Annotated in this window: 18 protein-coding genes and 1 pseudogene; 14 read left to right on the top strand and 5 right to left on the bottom strand. The window is 46.5% G+C overall.

The genetic code is table 11. From position 1 onward, the window contains the following. Nucleotides 1–121 precede the first annotated feature (121 nt). Nucleotides 122–304 carry a hypothetical protein gene (locus Q0991_RS08300; protein ID WP_299487282.1) on the top strand — a complete coding sequence of 61 codons (183 nt, stop codon included), beginning with the start codon at nt 122–124 and terminating at the stop codon, nt 302–304. Between the two features lie 260 nt (nt 305–564). Next, nucleotides 565–1,215 (top strand): helix-turn-helix domain-containing protein, encoded by a 651-nt coding sequence (locus Q0991_RS08295; protein WP_299487280.1) that lies wholly within the window; start codon nt 565–567, stop codon nt 1,213–1,215. 125 nt (nt 1,216–1,340) lie between these two features. Here the strand turns inward: Q0991_RS08295 and Q0991_RS08290 are convergent, their stop codons facing one another. Further along, nucleotides 1,341–1,586, bottom strand: coding sequence for a hypothetical protein (locus Q0991_RS08290; protein WP_299487277.1), 246 nt, complete (start codon nt 1,584–1,586; stop codon nt 1,341–1,343). A 208-nt stretch (nt 1,587–1,794) separates the two neighbouring features. Between Q0991_RS08290 and Q0991_RS08285 the strand changes: the two genes are divergently transcribed. Beyond that, nucleotides 1,795–2,124, top strand: a complete 330-nt coding sequence (locus tag Q0991_RS08285) for a hypothetical protein (protein WP_299487274.1) — start codon at nt 1,795–1,797, stop codon at nt 2,122–2,124. A gap of 38 nt (nt 2,125–2,162) precedes the next feature. Further along, nucleotides 2,163–3,332: an aromatic ring-hydroxylating dioxygenase subunit alpha gene (locus tag Q0991_RS08280; protein WP_299487271.1), complete on the top strand. Its 1,170-nt coding sequence runs from the start codon at nt 2,163–2,165 to the stop codon at nt 3,330–3,332. Nucleotides 3,333–3,567: 235 nt separating this feature from the next. On the opposite strand, the gene Q0991_RS08275 is transcribed toward Q0991_RS08280, so the two are convergent. After that, complete coding sequence (locus tag Q0991_RS08275) at nt 3,568–4,458, bottom strand: hypothetical protein (protein ID WP_299487269.1); 891 nt, start codon at nt 4,456–4,458, stop codon at nt 3,568–3,570. 29 nt (nt 4,459–4,487) lie between these two features. On the opposite strand from Q0991_RS08275, the gene Q0991_RS08270 reads away from it, so the two are divergent. Continuing rightward, the gene (locus Q0991_RS08270) at nt 4,488–6,155 is read left to right on the top strand and encodes an ISL3 family transposase (RefSeq protein WP_299487267.1); all 1,668 of its coding nucleotides are present in this window, start codon (nt 4,488–4,490) and stop codon (nt 6,153–6,155) included. A 229-nt stretch (nt 6,156–6,384) separates the two neighbouring features. Here the strand turns inward: Q0991_RS08270 and Q0991_RS08265 are convergent, their stop codons facing one another. After that, a complete protein-coding gene (locus Q0991_RS08265) occupies nt 6,385–7,266 on the bottom strand; it encodes an AraC family transcriptional regulator (protein ID WP_299487265.1) in 882 nt (293 codons plus the stop codon). Nucleotides 7,267–7,599: 333 nt separating this feature from the next. On the opposite strand from Q0991_RS08265, the gene Q0991_RS08260 reads away from it, so the two are divergent. The 4 genes from Q0991_RS08260 to Q0991_RS08245 all read left to right on the top strand — a co-directional run bounded on the left by Q0991_RS08260 (nt 7,600) and on the right by Q0991_RS08245 (nt 11,262). Then, nucleotides 7,600–8,052 (top strand): cupin domain-containing protein, encoded by a 453-nt coding sequence (locus Q0991_RS08260; protein WP_299487263.1) that lies wholly within the window; start codon nt 7,600–7,602, stop codon nt 8,050–8,052. 66 nt (nt 8,053–8,118) lie between these two features. Continuing rightward, nucleotides 8,119–8,964, top strand: coding sequence for an arylamine N-acetyltransferase (locus Q0991_RS08255; protein WP_299487260.1), 846 nt, complete (start codon nt 8,119–8,121; stop codon nt 8,962–8,964). Nucleotides 8,965–9,096: 132 nt separating this feature from the next. Next, nucleotides 9,097–10,128 (top strand): cyclase family protein, encoded by a 1,032-nt coding sequence (locus Q0991_RS08250; protein ID WP_299487258.1) that lies wholly within the window; start codon nt 9,097–9,099, stop codon nt 10,126–10,128. A 249-nt stretch (nt 10,129–10,377) separates the two neighbouring features. Then, nucleotides 10,378–11,262 carry an EamA family transporter gene (locus Q0991_RS08245; protein ID WP_299487256.1) on the top strand — a complete coding sequence of 295 codons (885 nt, stop codon included), beginning with the start codon at nt 10,378–10,380 and terminating at the stop codon, nt 11,260–11,262. A 37-nt stretch (nt 11,263–11,299) separates the two neighbouring features. On the opposite strand, the pseudogene Q0991_RS08240 reads toward Q0991_RS08245, so the two are convergent. Then, nucleotides 11,300–12,115: pseudogene (locus Q0991_RS08240) on the bottom strand (LysR family transcriptional regulator); the annotation flags it as partial. 151 nt (nt 12,116–12,266) lie between these two features. On the opposite strand from Q0991_RS08240, the gene Q0991_RS08235 reads away from it, so the two are divergent. From Q0991_RS08235 to Q0991_RS08225, 3 genes are read left to right on the top strand one after another with little or no spacing between them, the layout of a single operon-like run. Continuing rightward, complete coding sequence (locus Q0991_RS08235; protein ID WP_299487254.1) at nt 12,267–12,686, top strand: nuclear transport factor 2 family protein; 420 nt, start codon at nt 12,267–12,269, stop codon at nt 12,684–12,686. A 42-nt stretch (nt 12,687–12,728) separates the two neighbouring features. Then, nucleotides 12,729–12,935 carry a 4-oxalocrotonate tautomerase family protein gene (locus tag Q0991_RS08230; RefSeq protein WP_299487251.1) on the top strand — a complete coding sequence of 69 codons (207 nt, stop codon included), beginning with the start codon at nt 12,729–12,731 and terminating at the stop codon, nt 12,933–12,935. A 32-nt stretch (nt 12,936–12,967) separates the two neighbouring features. Then, the gene (locus Q0991_RS08225; RefSeq protein ID WP_299487249.1) at nt 12,968–13,735 is read left to right on the top strand and encodes an SDR family oxidoreductase; all 768 of its coding nucleotides are present in this window, start codon (nt 12,968–12,970) and stop codon (nt 13,733–13,735) included. A gap of 123 nt (nt 13,736–13,858) precedes the next feature. Here Q0991_RS08225 and Q0991_RS08220 read toward each other — a convergent pair whose 3' ends face one another. After that, nucleotides 13,859–14,425, bottom strand: a complete 567-nt coding sequence (locus Q0991_RS08220; protein WP_299487246.1) for a TetR/AcrR family transcriptional regulator — start codon at nt 14,423–14,425, stop codon at nt 13,859–13,861. A 312-nt stretch (nt 14,426–14,737) separates the two neighbouring features. Here Q0991_RS08220 and Q0991_RS08215 point away from each other — a divergent pair, with 312 nt between their 5' ends. Next, entirely contained in the window at nt 14,738–15,139 is a 402-nt protein-coding gene (locus Q0991_RS08215; RefSeq protein ID WP_299487243.1) for a YHS domain-containing (seleno)protein, read from the top strand. A 167-nt stretch (nt 15,140–15,306) separates the two neighbouring features. After that, nucleotides 15,307–15,961 (top strand): glutathione S-transferase N-terminal domain-containing protein (locus Q0991_RS08210; RefSeq protein WP_299487240.1); only part of this gene is annotated, 655 nt, incomplete at its 3' end.

Genomic DNA, 15,961 nt, shown 5'->3' with positions numbered 1-15,961 from the left:
AGATGGTATTGCATAGATCCAAATCGACTCGCGAAGCGCGTTTAAAAGTATGAAGACAAAACCCAAAAAAGTTGGCCTATCTAATTGACATCTGAGACTAACGGTTCGTCATCAAAGATTGATGCTCAAAGTTCCCCAAAATCGTCCCAAATCTGCCCAGCTTTGTGACTTACCCATGACCGTTGTTTCCGTTGAAGAGGAACATCCTCCCGAGGAGGGCAAAGCGATTCGTTGGTTGCTGATCTCTGATATTGAGATAGACAGCTTTGAACATGCCTGTACATTGACGCTCTGCGCTGGCTGATTGAGCGATATCACTATGTCCTCAAAAGCAGTTTGTCATGCATAGAAAACGGAATTATGGGGTGAATTCTCAAAATGAGGCGATACAATTGCCTGTTTCTTCTTTCTTTGTTGTTCATGTTAGGTTAAACAGCCGATTTGTCAGGTCAACTGGATAAAAACCCGAAATGAGTTGTACCTTTGCCAAAGTTTGTCAAGTCTTACTTGACAAACTGCAATGTCCACCGTAAAGTAATACTTGACAGCAAGTAATCATCGCTGATGAAAAATCGACTCAAAGAGCTGCGAAAACTCCACTATAAATCTCAGGCCTCGCTAGCCAGAGATCTAGGAGTTAGTCGTCAGGCTGTCAATGGTTTTGAGTCCGGTAAATTTGACCCTAGTTTGGAAATGGCTTTTAAACTGGCCAGTCTGTTCAAGGTGTCCATTGAAGATGTATTTATCTACGAGGCTGAAAATTCCATGCAAACACTCGTCAAACGCTACAAAATGTATTTCGGATTTGAACGGTTTGCTCAAAAAACAATCAATGTATTTAAGTTTTCTGCTAATCAAGCTACACGAGAAGGAGCTGCACAAGTTGGACCAGAGCATTTACTTGCAGGCTTGTTGGCTGACCCTACTTCTACTTCCGCTCGTTTACTGTTCTCAAACGGTGCAAATGTAGAGATTGCAACCGACGACCACTCTTATGAATACAGGGGGGAACCAAGATTAAATCAGCAAAGCAAAAAAACGGTTGAATTGTCTTTGGAGGTAGTCCAACTCAAAGGAGAAAAATCTATTGGGACTGAACATCTCTTATGGGGATTAGTTCAACTTGCTCAAACAGATAACCAGATCAATACACTGATGCAACGTTATGAAATTGATGTTGAAAGTTTGAATCATCAACTCTCTGAATTAATTTGAATAGCGTTTGGAGTTCACATAGAAAATCTGTGTCAGCTTCACTCTTTCGGTTCATTGGTTAAGTAATTGACGTGAGGTAAAAGGTGTAGGTGTAGTTGACATTCAACAAAAGTTAGACCAAGCGATTAAGATAAACTCCGCAGATGTGAATCTAGGAAAGCTAAGTGGAATTTAGCTTTAGGTGGCTTGAACAGCACTAATAGCTTCATCACCATGATTTCCATCCGCATTCGGGCCTCCACCTGTTCATATCGGGCCTGGGTAAATGCCTGAGACTTCTGCTTAATTCGCACCATCAAACCCTGCTTCTGGCCCTTGAGCCCCTGCTTCTGCTGTTCAAACTGCTCCAGCTTCCCTTTCAGCGTTACCAAGCTGCTTGACCTTCTCTCGCTTATTATCGATCACGACGTAATCTTGGGCAAAGGCTATTACTGCCTGGATTTCATGAGGCTGCAACATGCGGAGATAGCAGTCTTCTACAGAGATAGAATGATCGGGCTGCACTGAAGCAGCATCCTTTGGGTAAGTCAATACTCTACTCACAAACCAATTAAAGCAGTGAGTCTAGGAGCGTCCTCTATGACACTTAAAAACATAAAATGGCCTAATCCCTCCGGGAATGGTGATTCGAACGCCCCCAGACCCCAACCAGATACAGGGAACACGAAATGGCGCACCATGGTGGGACTCCTGATCATCTATGCGGCTGCGGTTCTCAATTGGCAGTGGATTTGGGGTGTTTTTTCTCTGTACTGGATTATTCCTGACTTCTTTACTGGGGTGACCTATTTCATTGAACCCATTGCCCGCAAACATACCCCCATTTTGTACTGGTTGATTATGATCACTTGGGTCGCCTTCAGTGTGGTGATGTTTTTCCCTAGTGTTTCAGCTCCCCGTGCTGCTTAAGGATGAAGACCTAACGCTTGAAAATCAAGGAGAACATGATGGCGTTCACAAAACAAATGCCCGTCCTTCCTGTTGATGCCTACACTTCTCAAGACTGGTTTAACCGGGAAATGGAAACCATCTTCAGCCGAACTTGGCAGTTTGCTGGCTTTGTCGGAGATCTAACCGACCCCAGCGACTACATCACCGTCCAAGCCGGACTCAACAATATTCTGGTTTTGCTGGATGAGAACCGCCAGATGCGAGCATTCCACAACCTTTGTCGGCATCGAGGAACTCAGCTCCTGCGAGCTTCGGGGAAGCGGAAGAAATTACTCACTTGCCCCTACCATGATTGGACCTATAACTTAGGGGGTGAGCTGATGGCGGTCCCAGAACGTAAAACTCAATTTCCAGACTTAGATCTGAAGACTCTGTGCTTACATAAAGCCTCTGTGGGAACATGGCGAGGCATGATCTTTATTCATCCCGATCCCGATGCGGAATCACTGGAAAACTGGTTTGGTCCAATGGAGCCGTATTTAGGTCCTCACCAACCCGATAAACTCGTGGAATATGTAGAGGGCCGATCTCGCCATGAGATTAACGCCAACTGGAAAATCATCGTCGAAAATTACATTGATGGTTACCATCTAGCACACCTTCATTCTGAAACCTTATACATGTACGCCCACCGACAACAGGAAACGGGGTTTGTAGGTAATCACTTTCACTTTTTTGAGCCACTTTCTAAAGACTATCTGGATGGAATTGAGAGCAACTCACCTCTACCCCTGATTGACCATATTCCTAAAGACAAAATCGGAGCCTATGTGCCGATGCTGTTTCCCAATCTGGGTTTGGGTGAAACTGAATCAAGCTGGTCCACCTTTTATGTGATTCCAATCGCGCCGGACAAGTCCATTGTGGAGATACGCACTAAAGTAATGCCAGTTTCAGACTGGAAATTTATGGCCCAAGAATGGAAATCCTGGAATTTTTTCAAGAACTTCAAGGGCGACAAGTACGGTACGGGTGATCCAGACGATCCGTTGGCCTCAGGTGATTTTGTGGTGGAAGACATCTACGTCTGTGAACAACAACAGCGATCGTTTAAGTCGCCCTATTTTGCAGTGGGAGCCACTGCGAAGGATCTAGAGCAGTCTGTTTATCAGTATCAACGTAATATTCAAAATTTTATTGGACGTGTAGTCTTTGATGAGGGCTAGCTGGATCTGGTCTGGATATTGGTGGATGGCCTCGTAAGCCGTTCCCTTAGCGGCCAGATCAGGAATGGAAAGCGTATTGTCGAGGATGTGCTGAAACTCTTGCTCGTACTGATTTAGCCGCTCTGTGCCCTCTCTACAAATTCAGATCTCATGCTTGAACTAGATCCTGATTTCAAGAGTTGGCTATGTATTGTCAGGCGGTCTGTAATCGGTCTATGTAATTGTCGCCTGACAGCTACTTGATATTTGTACTAAAGTGCATTAGCTTCCAGCTTTGACCTTCATATAAATACTTCAGCTCAAAGTGAACCTGTTTTGGCTGGGTTGGATAAAAACCTGTGATGGGCATGACAACGTTTTCCTCAATAGAAGGCTGATTGTTAAAAATTGGAGAAAAATGCTTTAGAACGGTTAGGTCTAGATCCAGCTTATAAAGTGAAGTAAAGGCTTCATCTAACTGCTGAATGGTACATTGTTGTTGCCATAAGACGGATATAGATGAATAAAACTTTTCCATGCTTTTATCGTTGACCGATGCAGCAAAGATCAAGACTGACTCGTTCACGAGTTTTACCTGCTCTGCTTCACTCGGTAATCGCAAGGGTGAAACTGTTTCTTGGTTGAGATTTCCCCTAAACCCCACTAGCTTCCAATGTAGCCCTTCATATAAATATTTCAGCTCGAAAGAAAACCGCTGTGGCCTTGTCGGGTAAAACCCTGTAATCAGCAGGACACCGTTTTTATCAATGGTGGGACTTTTGCTAAAAACTGGGGAAAAACGTTTCAGAACGGTCAAGTCTAGATCCAACTTATAAAATGGAGCAAAGGTTTTATCCAACTGCTGAACGGTACATTGTTGTTGCCAAAAGACGGAAATATATGAATAAAACTTTTCCATGCTTTGATCGTTGATCGACTCGCCAAAGACTAAGACTGACTCATTTACGAGTTTTACCTGCTCAGGCTCATTGGGAAATAGTGATTTTAAAGTTTCTTCCTGGATATCCATTTTTAACCAATAAGATAATCTTTCTAACCGCTTTAGCCCTGATAATGGCTGTGTAATGTCAACTACTTGAGGTTCTTCCCAACTTTTGGTGATGCGGTTGAAATCCTGTGAAAGCATTGAGGGTAGAGTCTTTCCAGGATTTCTCTATGGACCTTCTTCAATGTCTGTTGCCCAGTTCTAGCTTGTTGCGCTTGAAGAGCTATGAAATGGACTTAGAAAGCCACGATTTAACGTTGAGTGTATCGTCAACTCAAAGCGTTGCTCACTGTCCTTTGTGTGGCGACCCGTCTGAGCGCATTCATAGTCGATATCAACGAACGTTGGCCGACTTGCCCTGCTTGAATTTCAGCATGATCTTGCTGGTCGAGGTCTGTAAGTTCTTTTGCCCTAATCCTCAATGTTGCCGTCGCATCTTTACTGAGCGTATTCCAGCAGTTGTTGCACCTTGGGCCAGAAAGACCGTGCGGCAAATCCAGCATCTCCAAGAGATCGCTCTAGCGTTAGGGGGTGCTGCCGGTTCCCGTTTAGGGAAACACCTAGGTTACGTGAGCTGTGGCACGACTCTCCTCAACCACCTCCAGCGCCTTGCACTGCCTGATGTCGAGACTCCTAGAGTCTTAGGTGTAGACGATTTCGCATTCCGTAAAGGTCACAATTACGGCACGATTTTAGCCAACTTAGAAACTCATCAACCCATTGCCCTGCTAGCGGATCGCAAAGCGGACACATTGGCAGACTGGCTACGAAAACATCCCGGTGTAGAAGTATTATCCCGTGACCGTTCCAAGACCTACAAAAGTGCAATGGATAAGGCAGCACCAGAAGCGATACAAGTTGCAGATCGCTTCCATCTAGTCAAAAATTTGAGTGAAGTGCTTGAGCTTTCATTGGAAAACTATCATGGTGAGCTTAAAGCCGCCTCCCGAGAGCAATACCCAGCCACTAGTTCAAATCTAGATCATCATGAAACGGTTGTTGTCACTCCTCAATCGACTGCCACTGCAACCTTTCAAGAACGGGCACAGGCAAACCATCAAATCCGGGTACAACAGCAGCAAGAAATTAAAGCTCTTCTTGAACAACGATGGCCGACTGCAACGATTGCTGACAAGGTGGGAGTGAGTGAATGTACTGTTCGCAAATATGGTAACCGACCTGATTTTCCTGAAACTTATACCCGGCGTCCGACCTTGGGCAGGAGTCTACTCGACCCCTACAAACAGGAGGTTGTGGCTTGGTGGAATTCTGGAATAACGAACTCCAAAGTCTTGATGGTATTGCTCCGACAGAATGGCTATGAAGGCTCCCAGCGCACTCTCCAGCGTTACCTTTGCGGCTTCCGAAAGGCTCAAGGCATTTCTTCGTATCGTGTTCCAGTGACGAAGTCCTTACCCACTGTCATTGATCCTCAATCTCCTCCTTTTACACCTCGTCAAGCGGCCTATCTCATTGTACTCAAAGAAGAGAATCGAGAACCTGAAAATATAGAGTTGTTGGAATATCTGGTCAAACAACACCCGGACTTAGCAACCCTTGTTGATTTAGCTCATACGTTCCTTGAATTGCTCAGACAACGACAGGCCGATGCGTTTGATGGCTGGTTAATGAAGGCATTGACCTGTCCAATTCAACCGTTGAAGAAGTTTGCTGCGGGGTTATTGGATGACTATGCTGCGGTCAAGGCCAGCATGATGATGGAGGTCAGTAATGGTCCGGTAGAGGGACTCAATAACAAACTGAAAATGCTCAAGCGTCAGATGTTTGGCAGAGCTGGCTTAACCCTACTCGCTAAGCGATTCATTATGGCTTCATAAATAAGCGCTGAATCTTATGCTGGGAAAGGGGTTCTAACTACTTCACCAAAAGCTGGGAAGAACCATAAAATTCAATGTAGGCATGGACATAGCTCAAAAGAAAATTGGAAAGTGAGCATTTCGTGAACAGTAAGACCATCCACTGGCCAAACCTAGGCCAGGCTGTATCCGTTTAGGAGATACTTCAGATCATGGTTAGGTATTGTATATGGCAACCCTGGGTGCGTTTCTAAGACTGTGCCAAAAACTGCTTAGGTGTCAAGCCAATCTGGCGCTTGAAATGCCGAGTGAAGTGACTTTGGTGGGCAAATCCAAGTTCATAAGCAACGTCAGCAATCGTCATATCATTCCGAGTCAGCAGTCTCTTGGCCATCTCGATCCGTTGATGAATAAGATACTGATGGGGAGTTAGCCCTGTCGATCGCTTAAATTGGGTTAAAAAATAATTCGGGCTAATTTGGGCAATGGCTGCCAATTCTGCTAACGATAAATTTCGATCTAAGTGTGCATGTATGAATTCCAGCACTGGATCAAGCTTGTATCTAGGTAAGCATTCTGGAGAATTAGGTTGGTGTGTGGTTATATTACTGTAGTATCGAAGCAGATGGGCAGATAATGCTGTGATTAACGAATCCAGGTAGAGTTGTTCTTCTTGCCCAGGCGTTTCTAGCTCCCCTCTCAATGCAAGTCCAAGTCCATACAGCGAGGAATCTTGCGTGATAAAGCTCGGTAAGACTTCTACTGATTGTCTTAAAATAGCTTCTCCTAAGCACTGCTCGAATCGTTCTGGTGAAAGCCACAACGCCAGATAGGTATGTTCATGATTCCAATAAACGCGGTGAGTTGTTTGGGCGGGGATGAGGATGATATCGCCCGTGTTTACTTCTCCTGAATGGTAACGTCCTGCAGTTACCTGCTCAACTCGGGTGGGCGTAGGGACTTCTGTATGAATGACGAGCAGATGCTGATCATAGGAGTTATCTGGTAGCTCGGCAGGTGGATGCCGATAATATGCCAATTCAACCCCCGGCGAAAAGATGGGATCTTGTAAAGGGGTTGCACCCTGCTGGTGATGCGCCCCAATCGTGTCTTGGTGATAGTAGTTTGTCATTACCGATCGAGATGGAAACATGACAAAAAATGCTGTCCCATGAATCTATATCAGTCCATTATGACGAATCAATGTAGAGCGCGATAAAACAACCACTACTCCAGGTTTTAAGACGCTACCGCCCTAGACAAATACTGATTGGTGCAAAATTTTTTTGCCCAAAAGTAAGAATATGCTGAAAATCAGAAAAATGTGCAAGATATCTCAGAATAAATACCTTTCAATGGAATGAGTTGAGTATAGCGATCAAAAAGATGACGAAAGTGCATTTCATCATCCTTGCTAGATCTCAAAAGTTATTTACTTATTTTGCTCATTGGAGGTTATGAAAAAATGAAAATTGAACCGCTTATTTTACCCCCCAAAGACTACAGTCCCACCTTAAATGTGATCGACACCAAAGTCACGGTGCTTGTATCAAATGCTTTGACACATTCCTACGAGATTACGTTGCAATCGGGAGAGAATGGAGCGGGGCCACCACTGCATTGCCACGACTGGGATGAGTCCTTTTATGTCCTAGCAGGAACTATCGAATTTACCTGTGCAGAAAAGACCGAATTATGCGGAGCCGGTACGCTTGTACATGTTCCAGCAGGAACTTTACACAGCTTTCGATATGGTGTGAATGGCGGCGAAATGCTTGAATTCACAGGCCAGAATAGCTTGGCCACACAGGCGTTTACCGCTGTGAGTGAGGCGATATCCATTGAACCATCAGATCACACTGAGATTCCAGATCTAGTGGAGGTACTTAGTCAAAATGGAGTGATCGTTGCAGCTTGATTTCATGCCCTCCATATTTCAGCAGACTTCTACACCAAGATAATCTTTAAACCGAGGAGATTTTGAATGTTAACTCAACAACTGCCTCAAACTTTCACAGACTCGATCAACCTTGATGCTTATTTGCAGCGCATTGGCTATCGAGGAGAGCGCACGCCTACTCTGCAAACGCTAGAAGCAATTCACTATAGTCATACGCAGGCGATCGCCTTTGAAAATCTAAGTCCTCTATTCAGACAGCCAGTGCTATTGGATCTGATCTCCCTCCAGAAAAAATTAATTGAGGAAGGGCGGGGTGGCTACTGCTTTGAGCAAAATAGTTTGTTTCGTTCGGTGCTAATTGATCTGGGCTTTCAGGTGAGCAGTCTGGGGGCACGAGTCCTTTGGGGGGTACCAGAAGGTGTTATCACTCCTCGCAGCCACATGGTGCTCATCGTGCATATTGACCACGAACCCTATATTGCGGATGTTGGCTTTGGTGGCTTGACGCTGACGACTCCAATTCGACTGACACCAGAGACTCAACAGCCCACCTCCCATGAGCTATTCAGACTGATTAAGACAAAGGATTCTTACATCATGCAGGCTCATTTCGCGCAGAAATGGCAATCTCTCTATCAGTTCGATTTGCAACCCCAGTATCCACCTGACTACGAGGTTAGCAACTGGTATATTTCGACTCACCCAAAATCGCTGTTTGTGAATTCATTGATTGCAGCTAGACCCGATACAGACCGTCGTTATGCCTTACGCGACAACCGCTTCTCAATTCATCCCTTAAATAATGGAAAAACAGAACACCACATGCTGACCACGGCTCAAGAGCTATGTTCCGTTCTCACCCGTGAATTTCGTTTGCAGTTACCGACCAACATTGATCTTGAAGGCATGTTGCAACGGTTTGTGGACTGAAGAGAATGCTACGTTCCCACTGAAATACCTCATATGGCCACTTCCGTTGCTTGATCCTTGTAAAAAGCCTATTCGATAGATCTGTCAAGCAATCAAATTCGACGTCACATTTCTCTCTATCTGGATGGCAAAATGCGGCACTATTCAATCTTTAGTAAGGAAAAATCGATGAAACTAAGACAGAATGGATGCACAATTTTCGCAGCTACATCAATTGTTTTTTTTGCCCTTATGGCTAGCATGAAGCAGGTGCGTGCTGAACTCAGCTTTATTGATCTGACTCATAGCATTCCTACCTTTAAACCGTCCGTGACAGATCCAACCAAACCAGACCTGTCCAAACCTATTGCAAATAGCAAACCAATCGCAGGATTCTATCATCAGGCAGTGCTCTACCCAGCGGATATATGGCCGACGAATGAAGGTGAATTTGCCTCGGCTGCAGTTCTGATTCAAGAGCATAATGGCACCAGCTTTAACAGCCCCAATCACTATATCAATAATGCGCAAAGCCTTGAGCCTGGTGCCGTTCCACAGAAGGAACGCAAAGCTAGCGAGGCCCTTACAATCAATCAATTGACAGGCAAAATAGTTCTCATTGATGTCTCAGCGCGAGTGAGGCAAGAACTCTCGAAAAATGGAGGTATGCCGCACCCAGACACATCAATCACGGACTTTTCCGACAATTCAAACGCCACTGTTCGTGCGAAGGATATCGAAGCGATCGCAGATCAAATTGAGGATGGTGTATGGATTGTCGCCCATTTAGGATGGTCTCAACTGTATGGTATGGGCGGCGAAGATTGGAATGCACCTGGGTACGTGAACGGTTTAAACCATCCGGGCTTCACAAGGGAAGCCATTGACAAACTGATCGAAATTATGGAAATCAAGGGCGTAAAAATCTCAGGAATTGCTGCGGACAGCCTCAGTACAGATTCTGGCGAGGGGGTAAATGGCTCAGACAACAAATGGAGTGATTCTTGGCCTGCCCATGTACGTCTCTACCAACGCGATATTCTGATCGTTGAAAATCTTGCAAACCTCGACACACTTGTTACCATCCATCAGCGTGGCAAATGCTCTTTAGTGGTCAGTGCACTCAAACATGTGGGTGGCACAGGTGGCCCAGCACGTGTCATTGCGGTATGCAACAACGAATGAAGCTGTTGATGAATCCACGGTAGCTATGCACGCAAGTCATTGAAATTAGGAGAGAATATCGGCGGATAAAGTTGCTGTGAAGCAGCAGGTATACCAGCTCCACCGATAGATTTATCGTGTTGACCATTTACAGCTACGACTGCTCTTGGCATTAGTTATCTAGATACTACACTCCAAATTGAGTGCGGATTTCAAGGATTGAGTGCCTTTGGCATCCCTATATAAACTGTATCAACCGATCCCTAAATCATGAGACAACCCACAGCCCAATTGTCTGACATCTTGTTAACAGCGATCGCACCCATGACTTGGGGAACGACCTATGCGGTGGCCACCGAATTCTTACCCCCCTACCATCCGTTGTTGGTTGCTTCCTTGAGAGCACTACCCATTGGCATTTTGCTGACGGTCGGCCTGAGAAAACTACCGCAAGGTATCTGGTGGTGGCGGATTTTGGTTTTGGGGGGTCTCAATATTGGACTGTTCCAGGCGCTGTTGTTTGTGGCTGCCTATCGTCTGCCAGGGGGCGTGGCTGCAACGGCGGGGGCCATTCAGCCTTTGTTAGTCGTCCTGTTATCGTGGTTGGTTTTGTACGAACAGCCCTCCCGCCTATCCTTCATTGCCGGGATCGCAGGTTTCATCGGCGTGGGCTTGTTAGTTCTTGGCCCCAGTGCCCGTTTGGATGGCATCGGTATTCTTGCTGCTCTTGCTAGCGCTGCTGCGATGGGCTTGGGGACCGTCCTAGTTAAACGGAGGCAACCTCCTTTTTCTCTCATGGTCTTTACCGCATGGCAATTGACGGCGGGAGGATTAATGTTACTCCCCATTGCGCTGTGGGTGGAGGGGCCGTTCACGCAAGTCTCTAGAACGAACCTCTGGGGTTTTATTTATCTAGGGGTTATCGGTACCGGGTTGGCCTATGCACTGTGGTTTCGAGGAATTAGTAAACTCAACGCGACAGCGGTTTCCTATCTAACACTTATGAGTCCTGTTGTTGCAACTCTTATCGGATACGTTTTTTTGCGGGAAACACTGACATCCGTTCAATCGCTGGGGGTTGCGATCTTGTTGGGGAGTGTTCTGCTTGGTCAGAGGAAGCCATCAAGACAAGCGTATCTGAAAGAAAGTCGATAAAGACTTGGAGTTTTCGAGAGTGTTGGCGATGTTTGGGATAGACTGCATATAACGTCAAAGGTTCAGCCAACCAGTCTGTCAGAATGATCTGGAGCATCCCACGTTCCAGTGTCTCTGACACCGTGAAAATGGGCAGAAAAATGATACCGAGTCCGGCAACCGCTGCCTGCCCCGCAGCAAGACTGTTGTTGACCTGTACAGGTCCATCGACCTTCACCGTCACCTTATCAGTCCCCCGCTGAAATCGCCACTCACAGGGCGATCGCGCCAGACTATAAATCACACAAGGGTACTGTTGCAGGTCATTTGGGACTTGCGGCTTCCCATATTTCTCCAGATAGGCTGGCGATGCACAAACAACTCGTCTGATATCACAAATGCGATGCAACCCCAGACTGGTATCGCTGACGGCTCCTGTGCCTCGAATGCCGACATCAAATCCCTCTTCTATCAGATCGACATAGCGATCGTTGAGAACAAGTTCGATCTCAATATGGGGATAAGTCGCTTGAAATTGATAAATCGCCTTAGCCACATTGGTCAAGCCAAGCGAAACAGGTGCTGTGACTCGCAGTCGCCCACGGGGTTCGATCTCGAGATCCGCAATGGTTTCTTCAAGGCTTTCCAGCTTATCGAGAATGGAGCAAATGTCCTGAAAGTAGAGTTGCCCGACCTCCGTTAGATGTAAACGTCGGGTTGTTCGGTGGATCAACTGGGTTTTCAGCGCCTTCTCCAGCTCCTGCACGTTTTTACTAACCGCAGCATTGGATAGGTCTAAATCCTCTGCGGCGCGGCTAAAACTCTCAAGCTCAATCACTCGCCGAAAGATTTGCAGTGCCACTAACTTATCCATCGTTGATGATTCCCAAAATGAACAATCCTGTCGTCATTATTATTCACTATTAGTAAAAAGTTATTCAATTAAATTGATATTTATCTTTTTTAAGTGAAAGGTTACGGTGAAACCATGCAATATAAGTCGTTCACTCGGAGGAGGATGAATGATGAACAGTACACGGGTTTATGCAAGCCAAAAACAAGTCGCCGATCGTGACTATTCAGCCATTTTTGAGGTACTCAGTCGTTATTACGATGGCTTGTATCGTTGTGATCCAAAGCTGCTGTCAACCGTGTTTCACCCCAATGCTCAATACTTCACGGCATCTGACGGAGAGTTGCTGCACCTGGATATGGATACCTACTTCCCAATTGTTGAGCAGCGGACGTCCCCCGAGTCCTCTCAAGAGTCCTATGAATTCTCTGTGGATTCCATTGAGTTTGTCGGACCTGTAACTGCGATCGCACGTATGCGTAGCTCAATGTTGTCTAAGAACTATACCGATCTGCTGACCCTCGTCTGGCTTGAGGGTGGCTGGAAAATCATCACCAAGGTTTTCCACTTCACCAATCATGCTGACGCCTAAATAGCGTTCAACTTGTGATGCAAAGTGAATAGGAGTCAGATCATGCCTTTCGTCAACGTCAAAATAACCCGAGAAGGGGCAACCCCCCAGCAAAAAGCCGAACTGATTCAGGGAGTGACAGACCTTCTGGTTCAGGTCTTGGATAAAAACCCAGCCACGACATTCGTTGTCATTGATGAAGTGGCAACGGAGGACTGGGGTGTGGGTGGGCTGCCGGTAGAAGCCTTTCGGAAACACGTACAGAAATAATCAAACCTTTGCTCAATAAGGAGGCAGTAAAAATGGGAACTCAAACTGTAATCATTACTGGCGGTGCCACTGGCTTAGGCTATGCGATCGCAGAAACCTTTTTGCACACGGGTGCAAATGTAACGCTCAATGGCAGGACAGCGTCAAAGCTGGAAACAGCAGCTCAGAAACTGCAACACCCAGACCGCATCCATCTGGTCGCGGGCGACATCACTGATTCAACCTTTGTTCCTAAACTGGTGGATGAAACAGTCTCTCGGTTTGGCCGAGTGGATGTGCTGGTTAACAATGCAGGTATCTTTGCCGTTAAGCCTTTTTTGGACTATGGCATTGATGAGTTAGACCAATATCTGGGTTATGTCCGGGGCACCTTTGCGTTGACCCAAGCCGTCGTCAACCAGATGCGCAACCAAGGAAATGGCGGTGCGATTATCAACATTGGCACCATTCTTACCTTCCATTCCAGCCAGTTGAGTCCATCTTCAGCCCCGATTATGGCCAAGGCCGCCATTACCGCTATGGCGAAAAACCTATCGTTTGAATTAGCTAACGACAAGATTCGGATTAATACGGTGGCTCCTGGGATCGTGCAGACACCTTTACATGATGAAATCCCGCAGCAAACATTGAACTCTTTTGCAAAACTGCACCCGCTGGGGAGAATTGGGACACCCCAAGATATTGCCGATTCAGTACTGTACCTGGCCAATGCGAGCTGGGTGACTGGCGTGACTCTGCCGGTGGATGGGGGTGTTGCGGCTGGCGGAGATGGTTTGAATCCCCTACGGCAAGCTGCCTAAAACGGAAAACTGAGCATTATTCCGCTAATTCAACAAGGTCCTGTAGCTGCCGACGTTCCCTATCTGTAAGCAGCTACAGTTCAACCTATGATTTCAGTTCAGGTTCGGGAGTGAGACGCATCGTTAAAGTAAGGTAGCAGCGATCTGTTTCGCGGACAGTGCGGCATCGGCATTCCCCTGCATCATCGACACCACAATTGCCCCTTCGATCAAAACCAATAGTTGCTGAGCCAGCATGTCTGGATTCTTCAGCTCTGCCACAGTGACTAAACCGAGAACATAATCAGAGATCGCACGTTGATGCTCAATCGCAACCTGATACCCAGGATGCTCTGGATCCACTAGCTCCACGGTGGAGTTGATAAAGGCACACCCTCGAAAGTCGGGCTGCTCAAACCACTCTGCCAGCGCATCAAAAATGGCAAGGATGCGATCGCAAGGTTCTGTTGCCAGTGACTCTACCCGTGCTTGAAACCAAGCGCGCCAGTCTTCGTCTCGCTGCTGCAGCCAAGCCGCTATCAGTGCATCTTTAGACTTGAAGTGGTTGTAGAGAGACATCTTCGCTACACCCGACTCAGCAATAATGCGGTCGATACCTACATTTTGTGTACCCTCTTGATAAAACAGCTTAGAGGCTGCAGCAAGGATGCGATCGCGAGCAGAGGAACGAGAGGTTTTTGGGCGAGCCATATCACAAAAATATACAGACCTGTCTGCATATTAACTCATTTATCCACCCACCAACTTTTGATGACACTGTGAAGGCCACCAAATGCTACTTCAGAAGCAGCGATTAATTTCCTGACAGCCACGGCATTTACCCTTCCTGCAATAAATCTATAAAATGCCTTGACAATAGACAGACCTGTCTACATAATACAAATAGACAGACTGTTTTATATAATTTGTCGAATTGAATTGCTGTCTCAATCGCGAGGGATCGCCAGCTAACTAGCTTTGAAATACCCACACTATCGGACCGTTGGGTCCAGGAGTTTAACCATGTCTCGTCCAATTAATCTGACCGAACAAAACGTTGCCATCAATGGCTATGATCCTGTTTCATACTTTGCCACTCATCCCGTTCCCGGCAGTTCTGATATCACCGCCACTCACGGTGGCGCAACCTACTATTTTGCAATCACTGAAAACAAAGCCAAATTCGAAGCTAACCCTGAGGCCTATGTTCCTCAATACGGCGGTTTCTGTGCGGTTGCAGTGTCCGAAGGCAAACTTGTCCCAGTCGATCCCGAAACCTATCTAGTGACCGACGATAAGTTGTATCTCTTTTACAACGGCGAACACGGTAACACCAAGCCCCAATGGGAAGCTGACGCAGCCACGATGAAATCTAACGCCGATGCAGCTTGGGCGAAAGGCGACCTGATTGTCCCTGAAATGTAGGCACGTCTGGGAAGAGTGAATTATTTGTCCACCAACACCGATTAAGGAGAAATGCAGCTATGACTACCCTCGTTTGAAATTGACGGACTGGAAATTTTTTACCGCGAAGCTGGTTCTTAAGGATGCTCCCCATTCTTTTGCTTCATGGGTTTCCCACCTCCTCTCACATGTTTCGGAATCTGATTCCAGCGCTGGCAGATACCTTCCATCTGGTGGCTCCCGATTATCCCGGCTTTGGAGCTAGCTCCATAACACTTGTGACTAAGTTTGAACCGGAGAAAATTATGATTGACCTCTATACCTTCACAACACCGAACGGTTACAAACCAGCGATCCTGCTGGAAGAACTCGGACTGCCCTATACCATCCACAAGGTCCACATTGGTCAAGGGGATCAGTTTAAGCCTGAGTTTGTGGCCATCAACCCCAACAGCAAAATTCCAGCCATAATTGATCGCCAGACAGATATCACTGTCTTTGAATCTGGTGCCATCTTGATTTATCTAGCGGAGAAAACCGGAAAGTTCTTTCCCAGCAAACCTGGGGAACGCGCCAAAGTTATTGAATGGCTGATGTTTCAGATGGCAAGCGTTGGCCCTATGTTTGGGCAACTAGGACACTTTCGCAGTTCGGCCCCTGAACCCCTAGCCTATGCCATTGGACGCTACGAAAAGGAAACCCAACGACTTCTAGGCGTCCTAGATCGCCAATTAGCCAACAACTCTTACATGGCGGGCGACTATTCCATTGCCGATATCGCCACGTATCCCTGGGTAGCTGCTTCGACGAGTGGTTACCTAGGCCAATCCCTGGCTGAGTACC

The organism is Acaryochloris sp. IP29b_bin.137 (assembly GCF_028285745.1).
Lineage (GTDB): Bacteria > Cyanobacteriota > Cyanobacteriia > Thermosynechococcales > Thermosynechococcaceae > Acaryochloris.
Note: the sequence above shows the minus strand (reverse complement) of the source record. Positions and strands in the feature narration are given on the sequence as shown.

Bases quoted from the DNA above. Each gene is read 5' to 3' on its own strand.
- Q0991_RS08265 (WP_299487265.1), bottom strand. From the start codon at position 7,266: ATGACAAACTACTATCACCAAGACACGATTGGGGCGCATCACCAGCAG.
- Q0991_RS08250 (WP_299487258.1), top strand. From the start codon at position 9,097: ATGCGGCACTATTCAATCTTTAGTAAGGAAAAATCGATGAAACTAAGA.
- Q0991_RS08285 (WP_299487274.1), top strand. From the start codon at position 1,795: ATGACACTTAAAAACATAAAATGGCCTAATCCCTCCGGGAATGGTGAT.
- Q0991_RS08270 (WP_299487267.1), top strand. From the start codon at position 4,488: ATGGACCTTCTTCAATGTCTGTTGCCCAGTTCTAGCTTGTTGCGCTTG.
- Q0991_RS08275 (WP_299487269.1), bottom strand. From the start codon at position 4,458: ATGCTTTCACAGGATTTCAACCGCATCACCAAAAGTTGGGAAGAACCT.
- Q0991_RS08260 (WP_299487263.1), top strand. From the start codon at position 7,600: ATGAAAATTGAACCGCTTATTTTACCCCCCAAAGACTACAGTCCCACC.
- Q0991_RS08230 (WP_299487251.1), top strand. From the start codon at position 12,729: ATGCCTTTCGTCAACGTCAAAATAACCCGAGAAGGGGCAACCCCCCAG.
- Q0991_RS08295 (WP_299487280.1), top strand. From the start codon at position 565: ATGAAAAATCGACTCAAAGAGCTGCGAAAACTCCACTATAAATCTCAG.
- Q0991_RS08235 (WP_299487254.1), top strand. From the start codon at position 12,267: ATGAACAGTACACGGGTTTATGCAAGCCAAAAACAAGTCGCCGATCGT.
- Q0991_RS08220 (WP_299487246.1), bottom strand. From the start codon at position 14,425: ATGGCTCGCCCAAAAACCTCTCGTTCCTCTGCTCGCGATCGCATCCTT.
- Q0991_RS08300 (WP_299487282.1), top strand. From the start codon at position 122: ATGCTCAAAGTTCCCCAAAATCGTCCCAAATCTGCCCAGCTTTGTGAC.
- Q0991_RS08245 (WP_299487256.1), top strand. From the start codon at position 10,378: ATGAGACAACCCACAGCCCAATTGTCTGACATCTTGTTAACAGCGATC.
- Q0991_RS08215 (WP_299487243.1), top strand. From the start codon at position 14,738: ATGTCTCGTCCAATTAATCTGACCGAACAAAACGTTGCCATCAATGGC.
- Q0991_RS08255 (WP_299487260.1), top strand. From the start codon at position 8,119: ATGTTAACTCAACAACTGCCTCAAACTTTCACAGACTCGATCAACCTT.
- Q0991_RS08280 (WP_299487271.1), top strand. From the start codon at position 2,163: ATGGCGTTCACAAAACAAATGCCCGTCCTTCCTGTTGATGCCTACACT.
- Q0991_RS08225 (WP_299487249.1), top strand. From the start codon at position 12,968: ATGGGAACTCAAACTGTAATCATTACTGGCGGTGCCACTGGCTTAGGC.